We start from the raw sequence: 24,125 nt of genomic DNA, 5'->3' as shown, positions 1-24,125 counted from the left end.
CTGTGAAACAGAACTCCCTGAAAGGATGGTTCAAGAGCGGCGCCCCCGGCGTCTGGATCAGCGGTGGCGCGGTGTCCATCGCGGTCATCATGACCATCGGCCTGCTGGCGGTGATTGCCGTGCGCGGTCTGGGTCACTTCTGGCCGGCGGATTTGATTCACGCCAGCTACGACGTGCCGGGTCAGGCCAATCACCTGGTCATTGGTGAAGTGGTACAGAAGGAAGAAGTGCCGCGTGAGCGCCTGAAAAGCGCTGGTCTGCCGGTGCCCGATCAGGGCCCGGAGTTCATGACGCGTGAGCTGATCAAGGTCGGCAACCGTGACTTGAATGGCAACGACTTCACCTGGATCGTCGGCGAGTGGCTGACCAACCAAAAGACGCCACCTGAGCTGATGACCATCGAGCGTCGCGAGTGGGGCAACTTCTACGGTTACCTGGTCAACGTCAAACAGGACGGCAAAGTCATCGCTGAAGGCGAAGCGGCCTGGCCGGAACTGCAGGCGCGTGTTGATCGTGTGAACAAGCTCGCGGCACAGCTCAAGACCCTGGAAAAGGTCGACATCGGCGCGATCAACGCGGGTCTGGAACGCATTCGTCTGCACGGTCGCAAACTGGAACTGGCCGGCCACCTCGACGCTGCTGCGCAAGCAGATATGGATGCCGAACGCGCTGAGCTGAATGCACGTTATCAAGACATCGAAGCCCGTCTGAATGACTTGCACGCCCAGTTCAACCGCGACAGCCTCACGGCCCGCGATGCGAACGGCAAAGAAGTCGAAATCAGTATCGGCAAAGTGGTTCACGCCTACCAGCCGAACGCTATGGGCACGATGACCAAGATCGGCTTCTACTTCAGCAAGATCTGGGAATTCCTGTCCGACGACCCGCGTGAAGCGAACACCGAAGGCGGGATCTTCCCGGCGATTTTCGGCACCGTGATGATGACGTTGATCATGGCGATGATCGTGACGCCATTCGGCGTACTGGCGGCGGTTTACCTGCGTGAGTACGCCAAGCAGAATGCGCTGACTCGAATTATCCGCATCGCGGTGAACAACTTGGCCGGCGTTCCGGCCATCGTTTACGGCGTGTTCGGTCTGGGCTTCTTCGTCTATGTCCTCGGCGGCTCGGTTGACCGCTTGTTCTTCCCTGAAGCGTTGCCGGCGCCGACCTTTGGTACGCCGGGTCTGCTTTGGGCTTCCCTGACGCTGGCATTGCTGGCAGTACCGGTGGTGATCGTGGCCACCGAAGAAGGTCTGGCGCGGATTCCTCGCACCGTGCGTGAAGGCTCGTTGGCCCTCGGCGCGACCAAGGCTGAAACCTTGTGGAAGATCGTGCTGCCGATGGCCAGCCCGGCGATGATGACTGGCATGATCCTCGCCGTGGCACGCGCCGCTGGTGAAGTGGCGCCGTTGATGCTGGTGGGTGTGGTGAAACTGGCGCCGTCGCTGCCGCTGGATGGCAACTACCCGTACCTTCACCTCGATCAGAAGATCATGCACCTGGGCTTCCACATTTATGACGTCGGCTTCCAGAGCCCGAACGTCGAAGCCGCGCGGCCGCTGGTGTACGCCACGGCGCTGTTGCTGGTGCTGGTGATCGCCACGCTCAACCTGTCGGCCGTATACATTCGAAACCACCTGCGCGAGAAATACAAAGCGCTGGATAGCTAATCGCCGCCGACCCTGTGTAGGAGCTGGCTTGCCAGCGAAGGCGTACTCACTGACGCCAAAAGCTTCGCTGGCAAGCCAGCTCCTACAGGGAAACGGCGTCAGACAAAGATTTTGAGTAAGCCGCTGGTCTGAACAACAGGCCGGGGGTTAAACGAACCGAATTTGTTAGCACAGGGAGCCTCCCATGCAGCACGAAACACATACCCACGGCATCAACATGTCGGCATTGGGTCGCGACAAACAGAGCCTGAGCCTTGAGCAGGAAACCGTGGCCATTGAAGTGCCGGGCCTGAGCTTGTTCTACGGCGACAAACAAGCGCTGTACGACGTCAGCATGAACATCCCGAAACAGCGCGTGACCGCCTTCATCGGCCCGTCCGGCTGCGGTAAATCCACGCTGCTGCGCACCTTCAACCGCATGAACGACCTGGTTGACGGCTGCCGTGTCGAAGGCGAGATCAACCTCTACGGCAACAACATCTACCGTAAAGGCGAAGACGTGGCCGAGCTGCGTCGTCGCGTCGGCATGGTGTTCCAGAAGCCCAACCCGTTCCCGAAAACCATCTATGAAAACGTGGTGTACGGCCTGCGCATCCAGGGCATCAACAAGAAGCGCATTCTCGACGAAGCCGTCGAGTGGGCGTTGAAAGGCGCGGCGCTGTGGGACGAAGTCAAAGACCGTCTGCATGAGTCGGCACTGGGTCTGTCCGGTGGTCAGCAGCAACGTCTGGTGATCGCGCGCACCATCGCCGTGGAACCGGAAGTGCTGCTGCTCGACGAACCGTGCTCGGCACTCGACCCGATTTCGACGTTGAAAGTCGAAGAGCTGATCTACGAACTGAAATCGAAGTTCACCATCGTCATCGTGACCCACAACATGCAACAGGCCGCGCGGGTTTCCGACTACACGGCGTTCATGTACATGGGCAAACTGGTGGAATTCGGCGACACCGATACCCTGTTCACCAATCCGGCGAAGAAGCAGACCGAAGACTACATCACCGGTCGTTACGGCTAGGAAGCCTGTGGTTGCTCACTGAACTGACGCTGCGGCCCACCGCACCTTACCGGACGCTCCAAGGACGCCAACATGATTAGTAAAGAAGGCCTTACCCACCATATTTCCGCGCAGTTCAACGCCGAACTGGAGGAAGTGCGCAGCCACCTACTGGCCATGGGCGGGCTGGTGGAAAAGCAGGTCAACGACGCGGTGACCGCGCTGATCGAAGCCGACTCCGGTCTGGCCCAGCAGGTTCGCGAGATCGACGACCAGATCAACCAGATGGAACGCAACATCGACGAAGAGTGCCTGCGCATCCTGGCTCGTCGTCAGCCGGCGGCGTCTGACTTGCGTCTGATCATCAGCATCTCAAAGTCGGTGATCGACCTTGAGCGCATCGGTGATGAAGCGACCAAAATCGCCCGCCGCGCCATTCAGCTGTGCGAAGAAGGCGAAGCGCCGCGTGGTTACGTCGAGGTTCGTCACATCGGCGACCAGGTGCGCAACATGGTGCGTGATGCACTGGACGCATTTGCCCGCTTCGACGCCGACCTGGCGTTGTCGGTGGCGCAGTACGACAAGATCATCGACCGCGAATACAAGACCGCCCTGCGTGAGCTGGCGACCTACATGATGGAAGACCCACGCTCTATCTCGCGGGTCTTGAGCATTATCTGGGTTTTGCGTTCGCTGGAACGGATCGGCGACCACGCGCGCAATATCTCGGAACTGGTGATTTACCTGGTGCGCGGCACCGACGTGCGTCACCTGGGCCTCAAGCGCATGAAAGAAGAAGTTGAAGGAACAAGCGGCGAAACCGCTAATGTTCCGGGCAAAGCTGACGATAAGTAAGACTGCCCAAGAAAAACGCCCGGTCCTTTGGCCGGGCGTTTTTGTGTGTGGCTTTTGACGTTGGAAGCAGCACCCGCGAACGAAAAGTCCCGGCGTGACTGAAGATTTTTGGCAATGTGCCATCAGCAAAACGGTAGGCTTGCCGGGTTTTTTCGAGGGATAGTGGATGAGCAAGATCAGCGTGTTGGTGGTGGACGATGCAGCGTTCATTCGTGACCTGGTAAAAAAATGCCTGCGTAACGTCTTTCCGGGCATCCGCACGGAAGATGCCATCAACGGCAGGAAGGCTCAGGCCCTGCTGGCCAAGGAAACGTTCGACCTGGTCCTGTGCGACTGGGAAATGCCGGAGATGTCTGGCCTGGAACTGCTCACCTGGTGCCGCGAGCAAGACCACCTCAAAACCATGCCTTTCGTGATGGTGACCAGCCGTGGCGACAAAGAGAACGTGGTGCAGGCGATTCAGGCCGGCGTTTCCGGCTACGTCAGCAAGCCGTTCACCAACGAACAACTGCTGACCAAGGTCAAGCAGGCGCTGAACAAGGTCGGCAAACTGGACGCCCTGATGAGCGTTACGCCGCCCAAAATGAACTCGGCCTTTGGCGGCGATACCCTGAGTGCATTGACCGGTGGCAAACCTGCCGTGGTCGCACCTGCTCCAACTGCGGCACCGTCTCGTGGCTTGCTCAACAGCCCGCCGGTCAAGGCCGCGGCCGCCGCATCGCCTGCCAGCGGGCGCGGCCAAGGCCAGCTGCGTTTGCCAAGTGGCATCCAGCAATGCGTGATCAAGGCCTTGAGCATCAAGGAAGCGCTGCTGGTGGTTAAGCGCACCGACACGCTGCCACAGATCCTCGACAGCGCCGTGCTCGACCTGGAGCAGGGCGAGAACGCTGAAGTCGCCCGCCTCAACGGCTATCTGCACGCGGTCGTCGCCCACGAGCCGAAACCCGACAGCGACTGGTTGCAATTGACCTTCCGCTTTGTGGATCAGGACGCACAGAAACTCGACTACATCTCGCGCCTGATTGCCCGTGGTACTGCGCAGAAGCATTTCATACCGGGGGCGTAAGCTTCTTCCTGTATGAAAGATCGCCCCCCGACGCTGTTCTCGAACAACGCGGGTGGTGGATGCCTTTTTCCGTATCGGATTCCCAATCCGCTCCTTGATTTCCTTCTCTTCCGCCCAACCGTTGGTCTCACTTGATTCCCGCATGAAAATGCGTGGGGAGCCGTTTGTCGCAACTGGTATTTCTTACAGGTTAAGGATTCGCAGTGTCTCTGTAGCGTAGGCCGGGATCACCACAAATCGTGGCGACGCTATGGAGCGGAGTTGGATATGACCAAGCAAGTCATGTTGCAAGAGCGGAACAGGATCGTTGAGGCTTTTGGAGAGCGACGGGAGCCTCTGCGTCCGGCTTCAATCGACGAAGCAGTGGATGGAAAAATCAGTTATTCCAGTCTTGAAAATGGCCTGACCCTTCGCTTTCCGTTTGTTGAGGGCATGGAAGTGGGGGGCGAATATATCTTCATTTCTTCTTCGGATGAGGGTGTCGGTCATACTTTGCGGGGAACTATCCAAGCAGAGAATCAAGATATCGTTGCTGCCCTTCCGCCTGACCACGCGTTGGGGTTTAGTGGAGAACTAAGTCTGATGTATAGGTATTTTGGATTCCCGCCCGAGCACAGCTTTTCACCCCCCACCTATTATTCGGTGGAGGGGTGGTTGTATAGGCCGCTAGTCGATGAAGCCGTAGATGGGGTTATTCCAGTTTCGGCAGTATCGCGAGGCGTAAACCTGCGAATAAAAGCGGCATTGTCATTGGAGAAAAACGCAGCCGTTTCCGTTTACTGGGTCGGCTCCAACAGTGACGCCTGCTTCGTGGAATACCGGATTCTTCAGGCAGATCACAGCAAAGAAGATATTGTCATTCCGGTCGGCTCGGCGTTTCTGGTACCGAACAAGAACGGTCATGTTCATTTTATTTACACCGTGCATTCTAATCGGGGCACCTGGACATCAAAGCTCGTAAGGCTTGAAGTAGAAGGCGAATTGGGAATGCCTACGGCAAAGTATTGGCTGCCGGAGGAATTAATTTTAGCCAAACCCGCGCGGCTGGTGAAAACTGATGAAGGCGGCAAAATCCCGATGCAGGTTCCAACACAAGGTTGCAGTGAAGGTGATGTCGCCACTTTCATTTTTGTTAGCGATCATTTTCGGGGTGAATTTATCTTTCGCCTTCCGGTAACAAGCGGAGATATTGCCCAAGGGTATAAACCGTTCAATTTGCCGATCCCGTTTACGCTGTTGGCGGGAAGCAACGTAACATTTATGGCTGTTGTTGAGCGACAGACGGGCGGCACCGTCGGCTCGCCAGTAAACAAATTGTACGTGGAGGCGGACTAATCATCCTGGCGTTTTTGCGGTCAGTGTCCCGGCGATTTGCCTGTCGCAGGGACACTCGCGAACTTCCAATAGGAGCGTGGCGCTGCCTGATTTGAAACATCTGCCGACTACCCGGGTCCATTGCAGCTGCTAGGCTCAATCCAAGGCCTTACTCGACAGAATCCTGCCCATGTTCACGCGACTGCTGTTTTTTTGTGGGCTGTTCATGGCCGCCACCTCGGCGATGGCCATGACGGTCTACAAGTCCACCAACGCCTATGGCGTGGTCTCCTACAGTGACCGCCCCACCAAAGGCGCAAAGGTGTTCGTCTTTCGGGATCGCATGGACGAGCACCTTGAGCGTCAGGTGTACCTCGTGTTCATGAAGAAGGACGGCGTGCACAGCGTGTACGTGCGCAATAACCTGTATGCACCGGTAGAGATCGGGTTGGATTTCACCGGGTTGAAGAACGTCAGCGGCGCACCGGGTCGACCTATTCGCAAGGTCTTGCCGGCGCGCAGCAGCATTCGTGTAGCGCAGCTCACAGCGAAGCAGGCTGGCAGGCCGTTGGTGTACACCCCAAGGTTCAAGTATTCCTTGGGCGACCCCTCAGGGGCCGCCGTGGGCTATCGATACCCGCTGCCCTGGCGGGGCGGTCCGTTTCGCGTGAGCCAGGGCGCCAATGGTCAATACAGTCACTTCGGGCCGAAGAATCGCTACGCCATGGACATCGTCATGCCGGAGGGCACGCCGATCATCGCGGCGCGAGGCGGGGTGGTAGTGAAAACGGAGAGTGGGCAGAGCGGGCGCGGCACTAATCCGTCGGGCAATTTTGTACGGGTACTGCACAACGACGGGACCATGGGCGTGTATTTGCACCTCAAGCGAGGTTCGGTCTGTGTGCGCGAGGGGCAGCAGGTGACGGTGGGCAGTGCATTGGGGTTGTCGGGCAATACCGGCAACAGCACCGGGCCACACCTGCATTTCGTGGTGCAACGCAATACGGGACTGGGGCTGGTGTCGATTCCGTACCAGTTCAAACAACCGGTAGGGGTCTTGCCCAACTTTGTGTTGGGCAAGCAGTGATGTGTTGCCTGTTCTGACGCTATCGCGAGCAGGCTCGCTCCCACATTTGAAAAGCATTCCCCTGTGGGAGCGAGCCTGCTCGCGATGGAATCGACGCGGATCCAGATCAGTAGATCAATCCAGCATCAACACCTTGGCCAATATGATCTTCGGCCCTTTCATTTTCTTGATGATGATCCGCAGACCTTCGACTTCCAGCACTTCTTCCTCTTCCGGCACGCGCTTCAGGCTTTCGTAGACCAGCCCGGCGAGGGTTTCGGCTTCGACGTGATCCAGATCGATGCCCAGCAGGCGTTCGACCTTGAACAGCGGCGTATCACCGCGCACCAGCAGTTTGCCCGGCTGGTACGCGAGGATCCCGCGCTCGGCCTTGCGATGTTCGTCCTGAATGTCGCCGACCAGCACTTCCAGCACGTCTTCCATGGTCAGGTAGCCGATGATGTTGCCATCGGCCTCTTCCACCACGGCGAAGTGCGAACCGCCCTTGCGGAACTGTTCCAGCAATTGCGACAGCGGCAGGTGCCGCGATACTCGCTCCAGCGGACGGGTCAGTTCAGCCAGGTTGAACGATTCCGGGATGTGGTCCAGCGCCGCCAGCTCCAGCAGCAGGTCCTTGATGTGCAGCAGGCCGACGAACTCCTGACGTTCGCTGTCGTACACCGGGTAACGACTGAACTTGTGGCGACGGAACATCGCCAGGATTTCCTTGAGCGGCGCGTTGAACTCCAGCGTCACCAGGTCTTCGCGGGAGTTGGCCCAGTCGACCACTTCCAGCTCGCCCATTTCCACGGCCGAGGCCAAAACGCGCATGCCTTGGTCGCTCGGGTCCTGGCCACGGCTGGAGTGCAGGATCAGTTTCAGTTCTTCACGGCTGTAATGGTGCTCGTGATGAGGGCCGGGTTCACCTTGGCCGGCGATGCGCAGGATGGTGTTGGCGCTGGCGTTCAGTAAGTAGATCGCCGGGTACATGGCCCAGTAGAACAGGTACAGCGGCACGGCGGTCCACAGCGACAGCAGCTCGGGTTTGCGGATGGCCCAGGATTTCGGGGCCAACTCGCCGACGACGATGTGCAGGTACGAAATGACAAAGAACGCGGCGAAGAACGATACGCCTTTGATCACTTCGGCCGACTGCACGCCGACCGCTTCAAGTATCGGTTCGAGGATGTGCGCGAACGCTGGTTCACCGACCCAGCCAAGGCCGAGGGAGGCGAGGGTGATACCCAGCTGGCACGCTGACAGGTAGGCATCGAGCTGGCTGTGAACGGTGCGCAGGATATGCCCGCGCCAGCCGTTTTTATCAGCGATGGCCTCAACCCGGGTCGAGCGCAGTTTGACCATGGCAAATTCGGCCGCAACGAAAAATCCGTTGAGCAAAACCAGGATCAGAGCAAAAAGAATCATGCCGAAATCGGCGAATATTGTTGCGAGGGTCAAGCCAGGGGAAGGGTCCATGATGGAGTTTTGCGGGTTCCGTATATTTATAAAAGGGGATAAATGCGGTGCCTGAAGGGCAGGCACAAGTCAGCCAATGTAGCGGCTGACTCGGCGATTGCCTAGTGGCCTGTGCTGGCCGGTATCAGTCGGCGGTCTTGAGGACCTGCAATTTGGTCACCTGCGCCGGCGCAAAGTGGCAGGTAAACGTACTGCCATGCCCCGGCACACTGCTGATTTCCATCCGCGCTCGGTGGCGCAGCAACACGTGTTTGACGATGGCCAGGCCCAGGCCGGTGCCGCCGGTGTTGGAATTGCGGCTGGAGTCGACCCGGTAGAAACGTTCGGTCAGGCGCGGCAGGTGTTTGCTGTCGATGCCGATCCCGGAGTCCTGCACGCTCAGATGTGCGCCTTGCTCGTCGGCCCACCAGCGAATGCGGATATTGCCTTCGGCCGGGGTGTATTTCACCGCGTTGAACACCAGGTTGGAAAACGCACTGCGCAGTTCCGCTTCGCTTCCCTTGAGCAAAATCCTCGGGTCGGCTTCAAGCGTGATGTGTTGGTTTTTCTGGGCAGACAACTGCTGGGCGTCGCTCTTGATTGACTGCAACAAGCCGTCAATCACCACAGGCTGGTTGTCCGACGGGTAATCGGTGGCTTCCAGCTTGGCCAGCAACAGCAAGTCATTGAGCAGCGTCTGCATGCGCCCGCCTTGTTGCTGCATTTGCTGCAAGGCGCGGGTCCAGCGCGGATTCACCTCCTCGGCGTTGTCGAGCAAGGTTTCCAGGTAGCCGCAGATCACCGTCAGCGGCGTGCGCAACTCATGGGAGACGTTGGCGATGAAGTCTTTGCGCATTTGTTCCAGCTGATGAATGCGCGTGACGTCGCGCACCAGCATCAAGTGTTCGTTGTTGCCGTAGCGGGTGATGTACAGCTGAATGCGCACCCGATCATTGGTCGGCGACGGAATTTCCAGCGGTTCGGCGTAGCTGTCCTGCTCGAAATATTCCTTGAAGCGCGGGTGGCGCACCAGGTTGGTCACCGGCTGGCCGCTGTCTTGCGGGGTCTTGAGGCCGAGCAGGGTTTCGGCGGCGCGATTCCACCATTCCAGGTTGCCGTCGCTGTCGAGCATGATCACCGCGTCTTTCAGTGCGGCGGTGGATTCCTGGACCCGATCGATCACCGCTTGCAGACGCCCGCGTACCCGTTGGTCGCGGCGTTGCAGGTGATAAATGCTGTCGAACACCTCGCCCCACAGGCCATAGCCGTCGGGCGGTGCTTCGTCGGGCGTGTGCAGGCGCAGCCATTCGTGCAGGCGCAGCAGTTGCTTGAGGGTCCAGGCCAGATAAATGCCCAGGCCTGCGGCGAGGCTCCAGCCGTAGTAGCCGGTAATCAGGCCGATCACCAGGCAGCCGGTGACCAGTAACAGCATGTGGCGAATCAGGGTGCCATGCCAGTTTTGGTTCACGGAAACATGCGTCCTTGTCGGCTTGTCGGGCGGGTAAGGGCAGTATCAGGCCTTGGTGGAAAACCGGTAGCCTGTACCGCGCACGGTTTGTACCAGATTTTCATAAGCATCGCCGAGGGCTTTGCGCAGACGGCGGATATGCACGTCGACGGTGCGCTCTTCGACATACACATTGCCGCCCCAGACCTGATCCAGCAACTGGCCACGTGTATAGGCACGTTCCTGGTGGGTCATGAAAAATTGCAGCAGGCGGTATTCGGTCGGGCCCATTTCGGCCGGTTTGCCGTCGATGGTCACGCGGTGGCTGATCGGGTCCAGCAGCAAGCCGCCGACTTCAATCGGCGCTTCGCCATCGGTTGGGCCGGCACGGCGCAATACGGCTTTGAGGCGTGCCACCAGCTCACGCGGTGAAAACGGTTTGGTGATGTAGTCGTCAGCGCCGACTTCCAGGCCCTGGATCTTGTTGTCCTCTTCGCCCTTGGCGGTGAGCATGATGATCGGGATGTCCCCGGTCAGCTCATCGCGCTTGAGACGACGTGCCAACTCGATACCGGAGGTGCCGGGCAGCATCCAGTCGAGCAGGATCAAGTCCGGCTTGCGATCAACGATGATGGCATGGGCCTGCTGAGAGTTCTCGGCCTCCAGGCAGTCATAGCCGGCCATTTCCAACGCAACGGCGATCATTTCGCGAATGGGCGCTTCGTCGTCGACGATCAGAATGCTCCTGCCAACCATGCCTTAGTCCTCTTGTCATTTAACTGTCTTGCGCCGCATTAGATAACGGAATTATTGCAGTCGTGTGACAGTATTTTAGTTGGCCGGCGATTGTCATGATCCTGAACTAAGCTCTAATTCCGAATCCTGACAACCACAAGAGGAAGGTTTCCATGAAACAATACTCGCATTCCATTAAAGCCCTGCTGTTGGCTGCGGCGTTTTCCTTGCCGACCATGGCATTCGCGGCCGAGCCGGCGATGATGAAAGACGGCATGATGGTCGATCACAAGGGCATGACTGTGTACACGTACGACAAGGACGCGGGCGGCAAGTCGATGTGCAACGGCGAGTGCGCCGAATACTGGCCGCCAATGATGGCGCCGGCGGGTGCCAAGGCTGAAGGTAAATGGACAGTCATCAAGCGTGACGATGGCAAGATGCAGTGGGCCTACGATGGCAAGCCGCTTTACTACTTCCAGAAGGACAAGGCACCGGGAGAAATGAAGGGTGACAAGATGAAAGATGTTTGGCACGCCGTCCGCGAGCATATGTAACGGATGTTGCGAACCTCAAGGGATTGCAACCCCGTAGCAGCTGGCGCAGCCTGCGTCCGGCTGCGCAGCAGTCGTGAATCTTGCCTGCGCGGTACATCTGAATCACCGCGTGAGCAGGCTTTACGACTGCTGCGCAGCCGGACGCAGGCTGCGCCAGCTGCTACAAATCAACGCAGTGCGTAATCCAGGACAATCCCGATAAAGATCGCCAATCCGGCCCAGTGATTGTGCAAAAACGCCTTGAAACAACGCATCCGGTCCCGGTCGCGGGTGTACCAGAATTCCCACGCGAAACAGCCCGCAGCCGCCAGCAAGCCTAGATGGAACCAGCCACCGAGCTCGAACTTCGCCCCGGCCAGCAACAAGCAGCCCAGCGCCAACCCCTGCAACGTCAGGATGATCACCCGGTCCGCATCGCCAAACAGAATTGCCGTGGATTTCACGCCGATCTTCAGGTCGTCGTCACGGTCGGTCATGGCGTAATAAGTGTCGTAACCCACGGTCCACAGCAGGTTGGCGATCCACAGCAGCCACGCGACCGCCGGCAATTCACCGGTCTCGGCCGTGAACGCCATCGGCATCCCCCACGAAAACGCAGCGCCCAGCACCACTTGCGGGTAATAGGTGTAGCGCTTCATGAACGGATAACTGAACGCCAGCGCCAAACCACCCAATGACAGCCAGACTGTTGCCGCATTTGTGCACAGCACCAGCAAAAAGCTCACACCCATCAGCAGTGCGAAGAACACCAGGGCTTCTTTGGAACTGATTTTGCCGCTGACCAAGGGCCGCTGCTCGGTGCGTTTCACGTAGCCGTCGACCTTGCGGTCCGCCCAGTCATTGATCACGCAGCCGCCGGCGCGGGTCAGAATCACGCCCAAAACGAAAATCACAACGTTGGCCAGCGACGGCGAGCCTTTCCCGGCAATCCACAGCGCCCAGAGTGTCGGCCACAGCAGCAGATAAATGCCGATCGGCTTGTCCATGCGCGTCAGCTGGATGAAATCCCAGGCCCGTGGATTCAAGCGGTTCAGGGACTTGAGCAGGCTCTGGTACATCAGCAGTTCTCCGGATGGGCGCGGGTGGCGTTCCACAAGGTCGGCAGGAAGATTTCGGCCACCAGTACGCTCAAGGCGCCACGGTCGAAACGCGAGCGCCGGCCCCACAGCTCAGGTGCCCGGCACTCCTGCGGCAGCCATGCCTGAGGATAGTGACAAACGTCGATAGCGCGGCGCTGGAACGCGTGATCGCAAAACAGCAATTCCCCCAGCGAGCGGCTGCCCAATTCGTCCATGTGCAACCCATCGCCCTGCAATGCGCTGCGTGCCGCCACGCTGCGGGCAAATACCCATGCCTCGCCGTGGCCGCGCAGGTAAACCTCGCGCACCCAGCCCTCGCTGCCTTCGGCCAGGTCCAGCGCGACGCATTCGTCGGCGCGCAACGGTTGCCAGCCTTCAAACAGCGGCGTGACGCTGAAGCTGTCATTCGACAAACGGATCAGCCGTCGGGTCAGGGAGCCTTCGTCGAACAGCCAGTCGAGGGTAGACGCGTCGGGGAGGGGCGTGAGTTGGCTTTGGGGGAGCCACGGCGGGGATATTGAGTGCGGCACAGTGAGTCATTATTGGCAGCAAATGAGGCGGCGAGCTTACCATGTCAGTCAGCGATTTTGATTGATCCGGGCTGCCATTGCGCCGAACAGGCTTGCATCTGTCGGGCACGATCAGTACAAAACGCCCTGAGCCGGACGGCAGCGCTGCAACCATCGACCGTTCGCGCCGGCAATACGCCTGAATCCTGAGGATGAACCCAATGAAAAAGTGGCAATGTGTGGTCTGTGGCCTGATCTATAACGAAGCCGAAGGCTGGCCGGACGACGGCATTGCGCCGGGCACACTGTGGCAAGACGTACCGGAAGACTGGCTGTGCCCGGACTGCGGCGTGGGCAAGATGGATTTCGAAATGATCGAAATCGCTGCTTAAAACAATTAGAGGAGTAAGGAATGAACGCACCTGTCGTGATCGTCGGTACCGGACTGGCCGGCTACAACCTGGCCCGGGAGTTTCGCAAGCTCGATAGCGAAACCCCGTTGCTCCTGATTACCGCCGATGACGGGCGCTCCTACTCCAAGCCGATGCTTTCCACCGGCTTCGGCAAAAACAAAGACGCCGACGGCCTGAGCATGGCCGAACCCGGCGCCATGGCCGAGCAGTTGAAAGCCGAAGTGCGCACCCACACGCGCATCAGTGGCATCGATCCGGGCCACAAGCGCTTGTGGATCGGTGAAGAAGCGGTGTTTTACCGTGACCTGATTCTGGCCTGGGGCGCGGAAACCGTGCGGGTGCCTATCGAAGGCGACGCAGCGGATTGCGTGTTCCCGATCAACGATCTGGAAGATTACGCGCGCTTTCGCGCAGCGGCAGCCGGCAAGCGTCGGGTGTTGCTGCTCGGGGCTGGCCTGATTGGCTGCGAGTTCGCCAATGATTTGAGCCTTGGCGGTTACGAGGTGCAACTGGTTGCACCGTGCGAGCAGGTCATGCCGACCCTGTTGCACCCGGCAGCGGCGGCTGCCGTCCAGGCCGGGCTGGAAAGCCTCGGCGCGCGTTTCCACCTCGGGCCGGTGCTCAATCGCTTGCAGCGCGTAGCGGATGGCCTGGAAGCGCATCTGTCCGACGGTCAGGTGATTCCTTGCGACGTCGTGGTTTCGGCCATTGGCCTGCGCCCGCGTATCGATCTGGCGGCCGCGGCCGGTGTGCAAGTCAATCGTGGCGTGGTGGTCGACCGTCACCTGAAAACCTCCCATGACAATATCTACGCGCTGGGCGACTGCGCCGAGGTCGATGGACTGAATTTGCTGTACGTCATGCCCCTGATGAGCTGTGCAAGAGCGCTGGCCCAGACTCTGGCTGGAAACTCTACGCCAGTGAGCTACGGTCCCATGCCGATCACCGTGAAAACCCCGGTGTGTCCGTTAGTGGTATCACCGCCACCACGGGGCAGCGAGGGCGTCTGGACGGTCGAAGGGCAGGGCGCTGACATCAAAGTGTTATGCCGCGATGCCAGCGGAAAACTGCTCGGTTATGCCCTGACAGGCACGGCCGTCATGGAAAAACTGGCCCTCAACAAAGAGCTTCCGGCACTGCTGGCGTAAATAGCGGTCGTTCTGTCGGAATCACCCCGCTTTTGCCCCTACAAAGCTCGCGCCGATACTGGCGCGGCTCTTCCGTGCGTGCCATCCTCATTCCCGTCTGCCGCAGAGTAGAGCATCTGCGGCACCTTGGGCGCTGTTCCAACGAGAACAGCACGGACATAACAACAAAAAACCGTCAAAGGGGCTTCACTAAATGCGTAAACCAGAACTCGCCGCTGCAATTGCTGAAAAAGCAGACCTCACCAAAGAGCAGGCCAACCGCGTTCTCAACGCCGTTCTCGAAGAAATCACCGGCGCTCTGCATCGCAAGGACAGCGTCACGCTGGTGGGCTTCGGTACCTTCCTGCAACGCCACCGCGGTGCCCGCACCGGCAAAAACCCGCAAACCGGTGAACCCGTCAAAATCAAGGCCAGCAACACCGTCGCCTTCAAGCCAGGCAAATCGTTGAAAGACAGCGTTAATCCGTAACACGCACCGACTCCCGCCTAGCGGATGAGCGGCATAAAAAATGGGCACGCCAACGAGGTTGGGTGCCCATTTTTTATGGTCGCGAAGGTCATGCCGGTCGCTTACGGATCGGACAACGCATGACCATTGTAGGAGCCGGCTTGCTGGCGATAGCGGCTTATCAATCAACATTGAAGTCGCCTGACACACCGCCATCGCCAGCAAGCTGGCTCCTACACGTCAACCGACGCGGTTTCGTTGTTTGGCAAAATCGCCACCACCTCCGGCTCATCCATAGGTAGCTAATACCATGTGGGCAAACTCTTTCTTGCTTGGCTGTCCGGCGGGTTGGGTGTGACTTTGAACATGTCTTAGCTCTCTCTGAATGAGGCTGCGACCAGTCCGCTACTAAACGAAATGGAGGCAGCTGTACGCAGGTTAGTAGACCGACGAGCTAAGAAATCGGCGAGCCCAAGCGAGCCCTACGCACAGCTACCATCAAGCGCAGGATTGAGACCCTGGCTGATGAATACTTGTACGACTTAACTACGTTGACCAATGCACGTACAAGAGGCGAGCGGCAGAGAGCGGCCACAAGCAGTCGGTGGACAGACCAGCGGCAAATAGGTAGCGTCAACTTGCTGCGCTGAGTCTCACCGCAGCAGGGCTTGCCGTCACCCCAGACGTGTCTCCCCTCGATAGATGGGTCTAGGACTTACAGGACGACAAGGAACGTTATACGACAGCAATGTCGCCCAATAGGCGCTATGACATGCCCGGATTTAATGAGCTGATTGCAGAGATAGAAAAGAAACATCCAGATGATTGGTGGATAAAGAGCAGACGTGAAACAGAGTCTTTGTTTCCAGACTCCTTTCCTCAGGTGCATATCTACGAAAATGCACTCCGCATACTGGATTCAGATTCCTGGTTGGTTCTTTCTGAAAAATCACATTTGGAATTCCCCGGACCACGAGGAGATCGGGGAAAATATCAGTTCTTTAATCTACTGAATGAGGCATTGGCATACGAGTACCTTATTGCGCAGGAGCTGCACAACATTCGCCTGATGCGGACCGTACCAAAGAAAAAGACCCCGGATATTTCGTACGAAGCTAATGGTGTGGCGCGCTACTGCGAAGTGAAAACCATCAATGTGTCTCAGGATGAACTAGATAAAACGAGTGCCAAAGAGTCATTTGATGGTTCCATTTACTATAAGTTAACCCCACAGTTCCTTAATAAGCTTGATTCAACTATTCAGATTGCGGTGGAACAGATTCAGTCTTTTTCGCCGTCTGGCTTGGTGTACGTAATAGTCAACTTTGATGATTTTTCGCTAGACCACTACGACACATATCAGCGCCAGATATCCGAATTTTTGGCGCGTAGCTTTCCGGCGCTTGAGATCATTGTTCGTGTCGGTGTTCTAGGAACGCATTACATTCGGCATGGCGTCTGCTAAAACTTTGCGGTCATGCATGACAAGTCACTAAAGTCGTTCGCTTTGTTCACTGGGACTGCTTTCCACAGCCCCTTAACCTAAGTCTGCAAAGGGTCGGTTACAGTCCATGGTGACAGGCAGAAATCGGCCATCTCCAGCCGTTCGTCCGCGTGCTCAGATGGACGTTCAAACGTCGACTTTGCACCGGTTAGAGGCCGTTTGAAAGCGGGCCCGAATAAGGTCGGTGCAATTGCACCGGACCCCATGTTAAAAGGCGGGAATTCTGGGGGCCGCGGCCTTAATTTCTCAATGGAGATCACGTGAGAACAATAACTATTCTTGGAGGAGCCTGCATGTTGCTGGCCCTAAGCGGGTGCGACCGCAAATTTGACGACATTCAAAGTTGCATCTTGGGTGCTGAAAAGCCCATCCCTCTGGAAAAGGCGATCGCCGTTGTAAAGGCAGCTGGCCTGGTGGTTTCTTCGCAAGAGCCAACACCAAACACTCCAGTCTCTTCTGTCTCTTCTGTCTCTTCGGCCGCCGCAGCCACTTCCGGGCCACTTGATTTGCTTTGCGAGGCAGAGATTTACGGACAGCGCTTTACAAAAACGATCCATCTGGATATTGCTTCGAAAGCCGCGAATGGACTGGCCGCAGCCGTCACCGAGGACGAGGTCAAATGGACTTCTGGCGTTCAAAATCCGGTGACTGGCAAGCCAACGTTGGAGCATCACATTTTGAACCGGCTAAACGGCGACTATCGTTATTACGATGATGGCGTGGTATATGGCAGTGCTCCCGCGACTTACCATTGCTCGAAAGCGCCCACTGCCCAGTTTTGAGATCACTCCTACCATCAAATAGTTCGCTATTAAGCAGTGAGCGTAACGATGGTCACAGCATCAGTTCAAATAAGCGAGATCCCGCATCAGGGCGGTAATGGCCAAAGTGCGGCAGTAGCCTGTGCGAAGACGGATGTCTGAGGCATCCCGGAAGCCGCCATTGATGTTCCGCCAGCCCGAAGAGGTGATGCGGGTCGTTTTCTGCCTCTCGCGACGGGCAGAAAACATGCCTGTTGAGACATTAGTCCTGAGTCATCAAAACAATTTTTTCTCATTGGAGCATTCACCCGACCTAGAATGATCTCAAGGCGTGACCTTTTTGACAGGTTTGCCACCCTCGCAAAATGAGTATCAGGGAGAAGACCATGCCGCATTGCTTCGTTATGCAGCCTTTTGACGGAGGTGACTTTGACCATCGGTATGAAGATGTCTTTGCTCCGGCAATCAGGGCTGGAGGTCTAGAACCGTACCGTGTTGATCAAGATCCAAAGGTTAGTATCCCTATCCAAGATATCGAGAAGGGAATCCGAGATGCACGTATATGCCTCGCGGATATTAGCTTGGATAATCCAAACGTTTGGTTTGAGCTGGGATATGCAATCGCGTCAGGAAAAGAAGTGGTACTTGTATGTTCCGAACAGCGCACAACTCGATTCCCATTTGATGTTCAACATCGAACAATAATTAAATACCAGACTGGTGCTCCGCGAAATTTCGAAACCTTGAAACAAAGCATCACATCTAAAATACAAGCTCTTATTCAAAAGACCGAAGCTCTAGAAACCGCTGCGGCTCCTTCTATGCTAAAACAGATCGAAGGCCTAGATCAGAATGAAATTGTTGCCCTCGCCGCAATTGGTGAGAACATTATGGTTCCTAGCGATAATGTATCCGTCTATCAGCTAAGACGTGACATGGAAAAAGCAGGCTTTACAAATCTAGCTGCCGGTATTGCGCTTCATACCTTGACTAAACGAGGTCTGATAACTTCCGAACCCTGCACTGACTATCAGGGAGATGAGTACACCGGCTGTTCGTTCACGACCGCCGGTTGGGAATGGTTATTAGAGAACAAACAGCTTTTTGAACTTAGAAAACAACCTAAGCCTCCGGTCAATTTTGACGACAACATTCCCTTCTGACGGATAGTTTTTCATTAGTTCAAGTAAGGCTCTTAAGCTTTAAGGGCCTTTTCATTTGCTGCGATTTTTCAGGCCGCTGCAATTTTTCTATCGAATAACTGGCCGTTTTTCGCCCTTCGCGACAGGCTGCTTTGAGTCGTTCTCTGCCGGTCATGGCCATGCGGCTTCCTGCCCATCGGGGTTTTTCTCGTCATGGTCACAAAAACTACCACAGCTATTTCCCCTGTTTCCGAATCACATGTAGGACACGTCTGGTTTGGTCTCCTTGGCCTTGAAATGCCTCTCTGCCTCGGTACTTTGCACAAGCACACTCAATGTTGAGTCGGTGCGGTAACCAGTTGCGGGGATTACGCTACGGCCGAACTGCAAAAATGCAGGTTGGTTGAGCAGGTTTTCCAGATCGATATCCGGGTATTTGCTGACCAGATCGACGTCAACTGAATACAGGGCGCTGATAGTTTCAATGCCTTCCAAAGCCAGTACCTTGAAATCATTGCGAACCGTTGGGATTACAAGGGTGAAGTGAGCGGCATTGGCCGGTGCGAACATTCGCTTATCCTTTTGCTTTGTTAGCTCGTCCTTGAACTGAGTAGGGAATAAGTATTGTTGCCAGAGCCTTGCCCGGCCTGAGCAAGCGTCAATGTCTGGCACGCTAACAACGCATTAAAAGGGTTGATGTAGGACGCAGCCGGAAGCACTGTCCGAAACTTCCGTATTTCAGAATATTGCCTTGCAGTTACGAGGAAGTGCCGTTGGGTCTAAACGGTTGGCGGCTAGTCACGAAGAAACGAATTTCCAAATATTCAAAAAAGGGGACACCAAGTCCCCTTTTTCTATTCTCGGTTTCGTTACCCCTTCGCCCGATGCACCGCCGGATTCGGCGAATCAATATGATCCAGCGCTCGCTCCACCAACAACCGAACCCCATCCGACATTCTGCTCAGCGCCAACGCTACCGATCGCTGAGTGCTGTCAACGTCGTCAGCCAGGTTGGTGGCGATGGTGCTGATGGACAGCAGGTCTTCTGAGGCGTTGGCCAGGAGCGCTTCGGTGTCGATGTCCGGGGAGACGGTGAAGAGGTTGCCTTTGCGAGGCTTGGGCTTCTCGGGCAGTGGGGCGAAATGGTGGTTGAGGGCGCGTTCGGCGGCTTCGTGGAGTTTCTTCGAATCGAGGGATTCGTAGGGGGATGTGTCTTCGTGTTCTGGTGGATTCGGTGTTGGCTTGATCATAGGTATTTCCCGATATGTGTTTTGGATGTGGCTGTCTCCTCTTCGCTTGCATTCGAATAAGGGTGGCAGCCGTGCGCAGGTGTGCAAGACCGGGCATATCGGACCCCGGCAGACCCCAAAGGGACCTCCCGCGCACAGCCGCCATAAAGCATTAACAGCGAGCATGAAAAACGCTCGATATTTAGATTGGCGATTGTGCGGCGATATGTACCGGACTTGCACGTCCGTGTCACCGTTTTTGCGGTAACGAACAAAGACTATCGGCCGAACGCAAAGCTGCCTAGTTCACGAACACCCCCACGTGTTGAAGGAAACTTCCGATAGCGTCGAGTGTAGAAAGAACAAAATATCCTCGCTTTTAAACACCGGCGTTTCGTCAATGACTTGGTAGTCATCAGCGTCAAAAAGCACATCATCTTCTTCTAACGCAACACGATGCTGTCGTTATCGTCCGAAGCCGCTACACTGCGCCAGCCGTTCATTTTTCTCTTGAGGCTGTGCGCATGAAATTTCGTTTTCTTCTGTGGATGCTGGGTTTGTTGATGGGTAAGGCCAGTCGGACTAATCCTGCGTTTCAGCAGCAGTTGGGTGACAAGGAGTTGGTGTTTCAGCTACAGACCCTGGACGGGAAGGTGGCGCGGCATTTCTTTGTGAAGGACCAACGCATTACCAGCAAGTCGGGCGTGTATGCCGAGCCGGCGTTTGCGATTGCGTTTAAAGATGCGGCGTATGGCTTTGCCACGATGCAGGCGAAGAACAAGCAGTTGGCGTTTATGACGGGGATTCAGGACAAGTCGATTCAGATCAAGGGGAATCCGGCGTTGGTGATCTGGTTTCAGGGGTTGACCAAGTATTTGAAGCCGCGGAAGGCCAAAGCTAAGGCAAAGGCTTGAGCCGAGTGACTGACTTTGTGGCGAGGGAGTGGCCGCCGCGTCTTCGACGCTGCGCAGTCGAGCGGGGGCAAGCCCCCTCGCCACAGTGGGTGTGGTGATTCAGAGATACCGAGTTGGATTCATCGCGAGCAGGCTCGCTCCCACAGGGGGTTGTGGTGATTCAGGTGGGTCGGCGGGGGATTCATCGCGGGCAAGCCTCGCTCCTACAGGGTTTTGGTGATCCTGTGGGAGCGAGGCTTGCCCGCGATTGTTTTTATGCCTGGCTGAACTGCGAAGCCAGTTCACGCAGCAGCACTTCAGCCTCAAGCACTTTGGTGACGACGTCGTTGGCTTTCTCGCGGCTTAGGCCGACGCGTTCGAGCAATGCGTCGGGGATGTCTTCATCCGGGCCGGAGCCGATGCCGCGGCCGCGCAGCAGGCGTACGGACAGGCACACGAGGTTCGGGTATTCGGCGTAGTCGCCGTCGTAGAGCGGGTCGTGCTGGAAGCGCAGGGCGGCGGCGAGTTCTTCCGGCATGTCCCAGTGGCGCATCAACCACGCGCCGATCTGTTCGCGGCTGATGCCGAGCAGGTGTTGCTCCACAAAGCTGTGGCACAGGTGCTGGTTGACTTCCAGGTGGCGGCAGATCAGCGAGAAGTGCGGCGGGAAAACGTGGGCCAGCAGCAGGTAGCCGAAGTTGTGCAGCAGGCCGGCGAGGTAGGTCAGGCCGGCTTCCGGGCGCTGGGCGCGCGGCATGGCGCGGGTCAGGCCTTCGATGACGGCGGCGGTGTAGATCGACTGGTGCCAGTACGGCGTGGCGTGTTGCGGGTGGTCTTTGGGCAGGCTCAGGGTTTTGCCCAGGGCCAGGCCCAGCGCGAGGTTGATCACCAGGTCGAAACCCAGCACCCGAACAATCGCGTCTTCCACTGAACGAATCTTGCCCGGCGAGGCGTAGTACGGCGACGCCGCCCAGCTCACGACTTGCGCGGCCAGCGCCGGGTCGGTTTCGACCACGCCGGTGATGTCGTCGATGGTGGCGTTGGGGTCGACGCGCAGTTTGATGATTTTCTGCGCGGTCTCGGCCAGCGGCGGAATCTCGATGGTCTCTTCCAGACGTTGCTGGATGCGCCGCGCGGTGAATGCCTGGACGGCCTGGGTGATTTCCTTGCGGTCATCGTCGGGGCGGTCGAGATTCGGGCGGATGCTGGTCAGGTTCTCGCCGAAATTGGCGGCGCTGGCCTTGGTCAGCATGGTTTTGAAGTCTTCGCTGGTGATTTCCAGCAGCAGGCCCGGTTCACCCGAGTTGATCAGCAGCTTCGGTTCGCGCAGCAGGCTTTCTTCGTACAGGCACGGCGAAGTGGTCAGCGCCGGCAGGCCGGGCAGCAGGCTCAGGCTGTGTTTGCCGAGCATTTTGACCAGGCGTTCGGGAGGCACGGCGGTGAGGCGGCGGCCGGTCAGTTCGGCGAGGCGATTGAGGTCCAGCAATTGGCTTTGCGGGAACAGCACCATCAAGGCGCCGACCGCGTCTTCCACCAGAACGGCCTGGACTTTGCGCGTGGCGTTGAGGCCGTGGTGATCGAGGATTTCTTCGTAGGCAATGCCCAGTTTGCCCAGCAGCAGCCGAATAACAGACGGAGCGTGCAGGGTTTCCGGGGCGAGGGCAGCTTCGGTCATCGTCTGTATCCGTATTCAAACAGTTGCAGGAGTATAACCAGCTTGTTTAACGGTATGGTCCATAAACTGCGACGGTGCTCACACTTGTCCGTATTGCTGCCCATGGCGCAGCCAGCGGTCGAGCAACGGGCTGACATGGTCCGGCCAGCGCTCCAGCAACGCCTGGGCGGCGTCGCGCACGGCGGGCAATAGATCGGCGTCGCGCATCAGGTCGGCGACCTTGAATTGCAGCAGGCCGGTCTGGCGTGTGCCGAGCATTTCGCCGGGGCCGCGCAGTTCGAGGTCTTTTTCGGCGATGACAAAACCGTCGTTTGTTTCACGCATGATACCGAGGCGCTGACGACCGATCTGCGACAGCGGCGGATGGTAGAGCAGCACGCAATGGCTGACGGCGCTGCCTCGACCGACACGGCCGCGCAACTGGTGCAATTGTGCGAGGCCGAGGCGTTCGGGGTTTTCGATGATCATCAGGCTGGCGTTCGGCACGTCGACGCCGACTTCGATCACCGTGGTGGCGACCAGCAGTTGCAGGTTGCCGGCCTTGAACTCGGCCATCACGGCGGCTTTTTCCACCGGTTTCATGCGACCGTGAATCAGCCCGACCTTCAACTCGCCGAGGGCGGCGGTGAGGTCTTCATAGGTGGTTTCAGCGGCCTGGCAGGTCAACTCTTCTGACTCTTCAATCAGCGTGCACACCCAATACGCCTGACGCCCTTCAGCGCAGGCACCGCGCACCCGTTCAATGACTTCCACGCGCCGGGTGTCGGTGATCAACACGGTGTTGACCGGCGTTCGGCCGGGCGGCAGTTCGTCGAGGATCGAGGTGTCGAGGTCGGCGTAGGCGCTCATGGCCAGCGTGCGCGGAATCGGCGTGGCGGTCATGATCAATTGATGCGGACACATGCGCCCGCCGACGCCTTTCTGTCGCAACGCCAAGCGCTGCTGCACGCCGAAGCGGTGTTGTTCGTCGATGATCGCCAGTGCGAGGTTCTTGAACTGCACTTCGTCCTGGAACAGCGCGTGGGTGCCGACCACCATTGGCGTGCCGTTGGCGATCTGTTCCAGCGCGGCGATGCGGTTTTTGCCCTTGAGCTTGCCAGCCAGCCACGCGACTTCGATGCCCAGCGGCTCGAGCCAGCGCTTGAAGGTGATGAAGTGCTGCTCGGCGAGGATTTCGGTCGGCGCCATCAAAGCGACTTGGTAACCAGCCTCCAAAGCCTGAAGTGCGGCGAGGGCGGCGACCACGGTTTTACCCGCGCCAACGTCGCCCTGAATCAGGCGCAGCATCGGCTCGTGCTGGCTCAGGTCGTAGGCGATTTCGTTGCCGACCCGTTGCTGTGCACCGGTCGGTGTAAAGCCGAGATTGGCCAGGTACTTGGCCGGCAGCTGGGTGGCTTTCGGCATCGCCGGTGCGCGCAGGGAGCGCATGCTTTCGCGCAGGCGCTGCTGGGACAGTTGATGGGTCAACAGTTCTTCGAAGGCCAAACGGTGCTGCGCCCAGTGGTGGCCGATGGCGAGCTCGTCGACGTCGGCATCGGCGGGCGGGTGATGCAGGTAGCGGATCGCATCGGCCAGCGGCGCGAGTTGATAGTCACGCGCTAGTTCGGTCGGCAGCCAGTCGGGCAGGCTGGTCGGGCCGAGCATCGTCAGGGTTTGCATGCACAGTTGGCGCAAGCGCTGTTGGGTCAGGCCTTCGGTGAGCGGGTACACCGGGGTCAGGGTTTCATCCACCGGCGGCGGCTCGTCGCCGGTGATGGCGCGGTATTCCGGGTGATAGATTTCCAGCCCCGAGGCACCGGGCCGCGCTTCGCCGTAGCAGCGAATCCGCGTGCCGCGTTTGAGGCCTTCTTTCTGCGCGTTGCTGAAATGGTAGAAGCGCAGGCTGAGCCCGCCGGTGCCGTCCTGCAGACGCACGACGAGACTACGGCGACGGCCCATGACCACGTCAGCACCGCTGACGGTGCCTTCAATCACGGCGTCTTGCCCCGGTCGCAAATGGCCGATCGGGACCACACGGGTGCGGTCCTGATAGCGCAGCGGCAGGTGAAACAGTACGTCCTGAAGATTTTCCAGGCCGACCTTGGCCAGCTTCTCGGCCATGGCCTCGCCGACACCTTTGAGTGCCGTCACCGACACTTGCGACAACTCGGTCATGACCG

The 24,125-nt window shown here is 57.8% G+C and carries 22 protein-coding genes and 1 pseudogene; 14 read left to right on the top strand and 9 right to left on the bottom strand.

Annotation, left to right across the window (positions count from 1 at the left end):
• Positions 1 to 2: 2 nt before the first annotated feature.
• The 6 genes from pstA (at position 3) to KGB06_RS27040 (ending at position 6,992) form a co-directional block, all read left to right on the top strand.
• Positions 3 to 1,673, top strand: a complete 1,671-nt coding sequence (pstA, locus tag KGB06_RS27065; protein ID WP_223521241.1) for a phosphate ABC transporter permease PstA — start codon at positions 3 to 5, stop codon at positions 1,671 to 1,673.
• 184 nt (positions 1,674 to 1,857) lie between these two features.
• Entirely contained in the window at positions 1,858 to 2,691 is an 834-nt protein-coding gene (pstB, locus tag KGB06_RS27060; RefSeq protein ID WP_201184614.1) for a phosphate ABC transporter ATP-binding protein PstB, read from the top strand.
• Between the two features lie 72 nt (positions 2,692 to 2,763).
• Positions 2,764 to 3,525 (top strand): phosphate signaling complex protein PhoU, encoded by a 762-nt coding sequence (phoU, locus tag KGB06_RS27055; RefSeq protein WP_008150055.1) that lies wholly within the window; start codon positions 2,764 to 2,766, stop codon positions 3,523 to 3,525.
• A gap of 166 nt (positions 3,526 to 3,691) precedes the next feature.
• The gene (locus KGB06_RS27050; RefSeq protein WP_223521240.1) at positions 3,692 to 4,591 is read left to right on the top strand and encodes a response regulator; all 900 of its coding nucleotides are present in this window, start codon (positions 3,692 to 3,694) and stop codon (positions 4,589 to 4,591) included.
• 267 nt (positions 4,592 to 4,858) lie between these two features.
• A complete protein-coding gene (locus KGB06_RS27045; protein WP_223521239.1) occupies positions 4,859 to 5,926 on the top strand; it encodes a hypothetical protein in 1,068 nt (355 codons plus the stop codon).
• Between the two features lie 169 nt (positions 5,927 to 6,095).
• On the top strand, positions 6,096 to 6,992 hold the full coding sequence (locus KGB06_RS27040; RefSeq protein WP_223521238.1) for a peptidoglycan DD-metalloendopeptidase family protein: 897 nt from the start codon (positions 6,096 to 6,098) through the stop codon (positions 6,990 to 6,992).
• A gap of 114 nt (positions 6,993 to 7,106) precedes the next feature.
• On the opposite strand, the gene KGB06_RS27035 is transcribed toward KGB06_RS27040, so the two are convergent.
• From KGB06_RS27035 to phoB, 3 genes are all read right to left on the bottom strand, one after another.
• Positions 7,107 to 8,447 carry a hemolysin family protein gene (locus tag KGB06_RS27035; protein WP_223521237.1) on the bottom strand — a complete coding sequence of 447 codons (1,341 nt, stop codon included), beginning with the start codon at positions 8,445 to 8,447 and terminating at the stop codon, positions 7,107 to 7,109.
• 124 nt (positions 8,448 to 8,571) lie between these two features.
• Entirely contained in the window at positions 8,572 to 9,858 is a 1,287-nt protein-coding gene (gene phoR / locus KGB06_RS27030; RefSeq protein WP_263288432.1) for a phosphate regulon sensor histidine kinase PhoR, read from the bottom strand.
• A gap of 81 nt (positions 9,859 to 9,939) precedes the next feature.
• Positions 9,940 to 10,629, bottom strand: coding sequence for a phosphate regulon transcriptional regulator PhoB (gene phoB / locus KGB06_RS27025; RefSeq protein WP_007896474.1), 690 nt, complete (start codon positions 10,627 to 10,629; stop codon positions 9,940 to 9,942).
• Between the two features lie 152 nt (positions 10,630 to 10,781).
• Between phoB and KGB06_RS27020 the strand changes: the two genes are divergently transcribed.
• On the top strand, positions 10,782 to 11,165 hold the full coding sequence (locus tag KGB06_RS27020) for a hypothetical protein (protein WP_223521235.1): 384 nt from the start codon (positions 10,782 to 10,784) through the stop codon (positions 11,163 to 11,165).
• Between the two features lie 167 nt (positions 11,166 to 11,332).
• Here the strand turns inward: KGB06_RS27020 and ubiA are convergent, their stop codons facing one another.
• Positions 11,333 to 12,223 (bottom strand): 4-hydroxybenzoate octaprenyltransferase, encoded by an 891-nt coding sequence (ubiA, locus tag KGB06_RS27015; protein WP_223521234.1) that lies wholly within the window; start codon positions 12,221 to 12,223, stop codon positions 11,333 to 11,335.
• Entirely contained in the window at positions 12,223 to 12,774 is a 552-nt protein-coding gene (locus KGB06_RS27010) for a chorismate--pyruvate lyase family protein (protein ID WP_223521232.1), read from the bottom strand. Before KGB06_RS27010 ends, ubiA begins: the two co-directional genes overlap by 1 nt.
• Before the next feature lie 200 nt (positions 12,775 to 12,974).
• On the opposite strand from KGB06_RS27010, the gene KGB06_RS27005 reads away from it, so the two are divergent.
• The 6 genes from KGB06_RS27005 to KGB06_RS26980 all read left to right on the top strand — a co-directional run bounded on the left by KGB06_RS27005 (position 12,975) and on the right by KGB06_RS26980 (position 18,190).
• Entirely contained in the window at positions 12,975 to 13,145 is a 171-nt protein-coding gene (locus KGB06_RS27005) for a rubredoxin (protein WP_046045006.1), read from the top strand.
• Positions 13,146 to 13,165: 20 nt separating this feature from the next.
• The gene (locus KGB06_RS27000) at positions 13,166 to 14,314 is read left to right on the top strand and encodes an NAD(P)/FAD-dependent oxidoreductase (protein WP_223521230.1); all 1,149 of its coding nucleotides are present in this window, start codon (positions 13,166 to 13,168) and stop codon (positions 14,312 to 14,314) included.
• A gap of 193 nt (positions 14,315 to 14,507) precedes the next feature.
• The gene (locus KGB06_RS26995) at positions 14,508 to 14,783 is read left to right on the top strand and encodes an HU family DNA-binding protein (protein ID WP_003213368.1); all 276 of its coding nucleotides are present in this window, start codon (positions 14,508 to 14,510) and stop codon (positions 14,781 to 14,783) included.
• Positions 14,784 to 15,534: 751 nt separating this feature from the next.
• Complete coding sequence (locus KGB06_RS26990; RefSeq protein ID WP_223521228.1) at positions 15,535 to 16,227, top strand: hypothetical protein; 693 nt, start codon at positions 15,535 to 15,537, stop codon at positions 16,225 to 16,227.
• Positions 16,228 to 16,559: 332 nt separating this feature from the next.
• Complete coding sequence (locus tag KGB06_RS26985; protein ID WP_223521226.1) at positions 16,560 to 17,048, top strand: hypothetical protein; 489 nt, start codon at positions 16,560 to 16,562, stop codon at positions 17,046 to 17,048.
• A gap of 365 nt (positions 17,049 to 17,413) precedes the next feature.
• Complete coding sequence (locus tag KGB06_RS26980) at positions 17,414 to 18,190, top strand: nucleoside 2-deoxyribosyltransferase (RefSeq protein ID WP_223521224.1); 777 nt, start codon at positions 17,414 to 17,416, stop codon at positions 18,188 to 18,190.
• A gap of 357 nt (positions 18,191 to 18,547) precedes the next feature.
• Here the strand turns inward: KGB06_RS26980 and KGB06_RS26975 are convergent.
• Together KGB06_RS26975 and KGB06_RS26970 are read right to left on the bottom strand one after the other, a co-directional pair.
• Positions 18,548 to 18,739 (bottom strand): annotated as a pseudogene (locus KGB06_RS26975) (hypothetical protein); the annotation flags it as partial.
• Positions 18,740 to 19,038: 299 nt separating this feature from the next.
• Positions 19,039 to 19,419, bottom strand: a complete 381-nt coding sequence (locus KGB06_RS26970; protein WP_223521222.1) for a DUF6124 family protein — start codon at positions 19,417 to 19,419, stop codon at positions 19,039 to 19,041.
• 503 nt (positions 19,420 to 19,922) lie between these two features.
• Here KGB06_RS26970 and KGB06_RS26965 point away from each other — a divergent pair.
• Entirely contained in the window at positions 19,923 to 20,312 is a 390-nt protein-coding gene (locus KGB06_RS26965) for a hypothetical protein (protein WP_008150118.1), read from the top strand.
• Positions 20,313 to 20,565: 253 nt separating this feature from the next.
• Here KGB06_RS26965 and KGB06_RS26960 read toward each other — a convergent pair whose 3' ends face one another.
• Both KGB06_RS26960 and recG read right to left on the bottom strand, forming a co-directional pair.
• Complete coding sequence (locus KGB06_RS26960) at positions 20,566 to 21,966, bottom strand: aminoacyl-tRNA deacylase and HDOD domain-containing protein (protein WP_223521221.1); 1,401 nt, start codon at positions 21,964 to 21,966, stop codon at positions 20,566 to 20,568.
• Between the two features lie 78 nt (positions 21,967 to 22,044).
• The gene (gene recG, locus KGB06_RS26955; protein ID WP_223521219.1) at positions 22,045 to 24,120 is read right to left on the bottom strand and encodes an ATP-dependent DNA helicase RecG; all 2,076 of its coding nucleotides are present in this window, start codon (positions 24,118 to 24,120) and stop codon (positions 22,045 to 22,047) included.
• Positions 24,121 to 24,125: the final 5 nt, after the last annotated feature.

This window comes from Pseudomonas sp. GL-B-19 (genome assembly GCF_019956415.1).
Classification (GTDB): domain Bacteria; phylum Pseudomonadota; class Gammaproteobacteria; order Pseudomonadales; family Pseudomonadaceae; genus Aquipseudomonas.
The sequence above is the reverse complement of the archived record's forward strand: the minus strand, read 5'-3'. Positions and strand labels throughout refer to the sequence as shown.

Coding starts and splice junctions, on each gene's coding strand:
- KGB06_RS27035 (WP_223521237.1), bottom strand. CDS start 8,447: ATGGACCCTTCCCCTGGCTTGACCCTCGCAACAATATTCGCCGATTTC.
- phoR (WP_263288432.1), bottom strand. CDS start 9,858: ATGCTGTTACTGGTCACCGGCTGCCTGGTGATCGGCCTGATTACCGGC.
- KGB06_RS26965 (WP_008150118.1), top strand. CDS start 19,923: ATGAAATTTCGTTTTCTTCTGTGGATGCTGGGTTTGTTGATGGGTAAG.
- KGB06_RS26960 (WP_223521221.1), bottom strand. CDS start 21,966: ATGACCGAAGCTGCCCTCGCCCCGGAAACCCTGCACGCTCCGTCTGTT.
- KGB06_RS27045 (WP_223521239.1), top strand. CDS start 4,859: ATGACCAAGCAAGTCATGTTGCAAGAGCGGAACAGGATCGTTGAGGCT.
- recG (WP_223521219.1), bottom strand. CDS start 24,120: ATGACCGAGTTGTCGCAAGTGTCGGTGACGGCACTCAAAGGTGTCGGC.
- pstB (WP_201184614.1), top strand. CDS start 1,858: ATGCAGCACGAAACACATACCCACGGCATCAACATGTCGGCATTGGGT.
- KGB06_RS26985 (WP_223521226.1), top strand. CDS start 16,560: ATGTTGCTGGCCCTAAGCGGGTGCGACCGCAAATTTGACGACATTCAA.
- KGB06_RS27020 (WP_223521235.1), top strand. CDS start 10,782: ATGAAACAATACTCGCATTCCATTAAAGCCCTGCTGTTGGCTGCGGCG.
- KGB06_RS26995 (WP_003213368.1), top strand. CDS start 14,508: ATGCGTAAACCAGAACTCGCCGCTGCAATTGCTGAAAAAGCAGACCTC.
- KGB06_RS27000 (WP_223521230.1), top strand. CDS start 13,166: ATGAACGCACCTGTCGTGATCGTCGGTACCGGACTGGCCGGCTACAAC.
- KGB06_RS26990 (WP_223521228.1), top strand. CDS start 15,535: ATGCCCGGATTTAATGAGCTGATTGCAGAGATAGAAAAGAAACATCCA.
- KGB06_RS27040 (WP_223521238.1), top strand. CDS start 6,096: ATGTTCACGCGACTGCTGTTTTTTTGTGGGCTGTTCATGGCCGCCACC.
- KGB06_RS26970 (WP_223521222.1), bottom strand. CDS start 19,419: ATGATCAAGCCAACACCGAATCCACCAGAACACGAAGACACATCCCCC.
- phoB (WP_007896474.1), bottom strand. CDS start 10,629: ATGGTTGGCAGGAGCATTCTGATCGTCGACGACGAAGCGCCCATTCGC.
- ubiA (WP_223521234.1), bottom strand. CDS start 12,223: ATGTACCAGAGCCTGCTCAAGTCCCTGAACCGCTTGAATCCACGGGCC.
- KGB06_RS27050 (WP_223521240.1), top strand. CDS start 3,692: ATGAGCAAGATCAGCGTGTTGGTGGTGGACGATGCAGCGTTCATTCGT.
- KGB06_RS27005 (WP_046045006.1), top strand. CDS start 12,975: ATGAAAAAGTGGCAATGTGTGGTCTGTGGCCTGATCTATAACGAAGCC.
- KGB06_RS26980 (WP_223521224.1), top strand. CDS start 17,414: ATGCCGCATTGCTTCGTTATGCAGCCTTTTGACGGAGGTGACTTTGAC.
- phoU (WP_008150055.1), top strand. CDS start 2,764: ATGATTAGTAAAGAAGGCCTTACCCACCATATTTCCGCGCAGTTCAAC.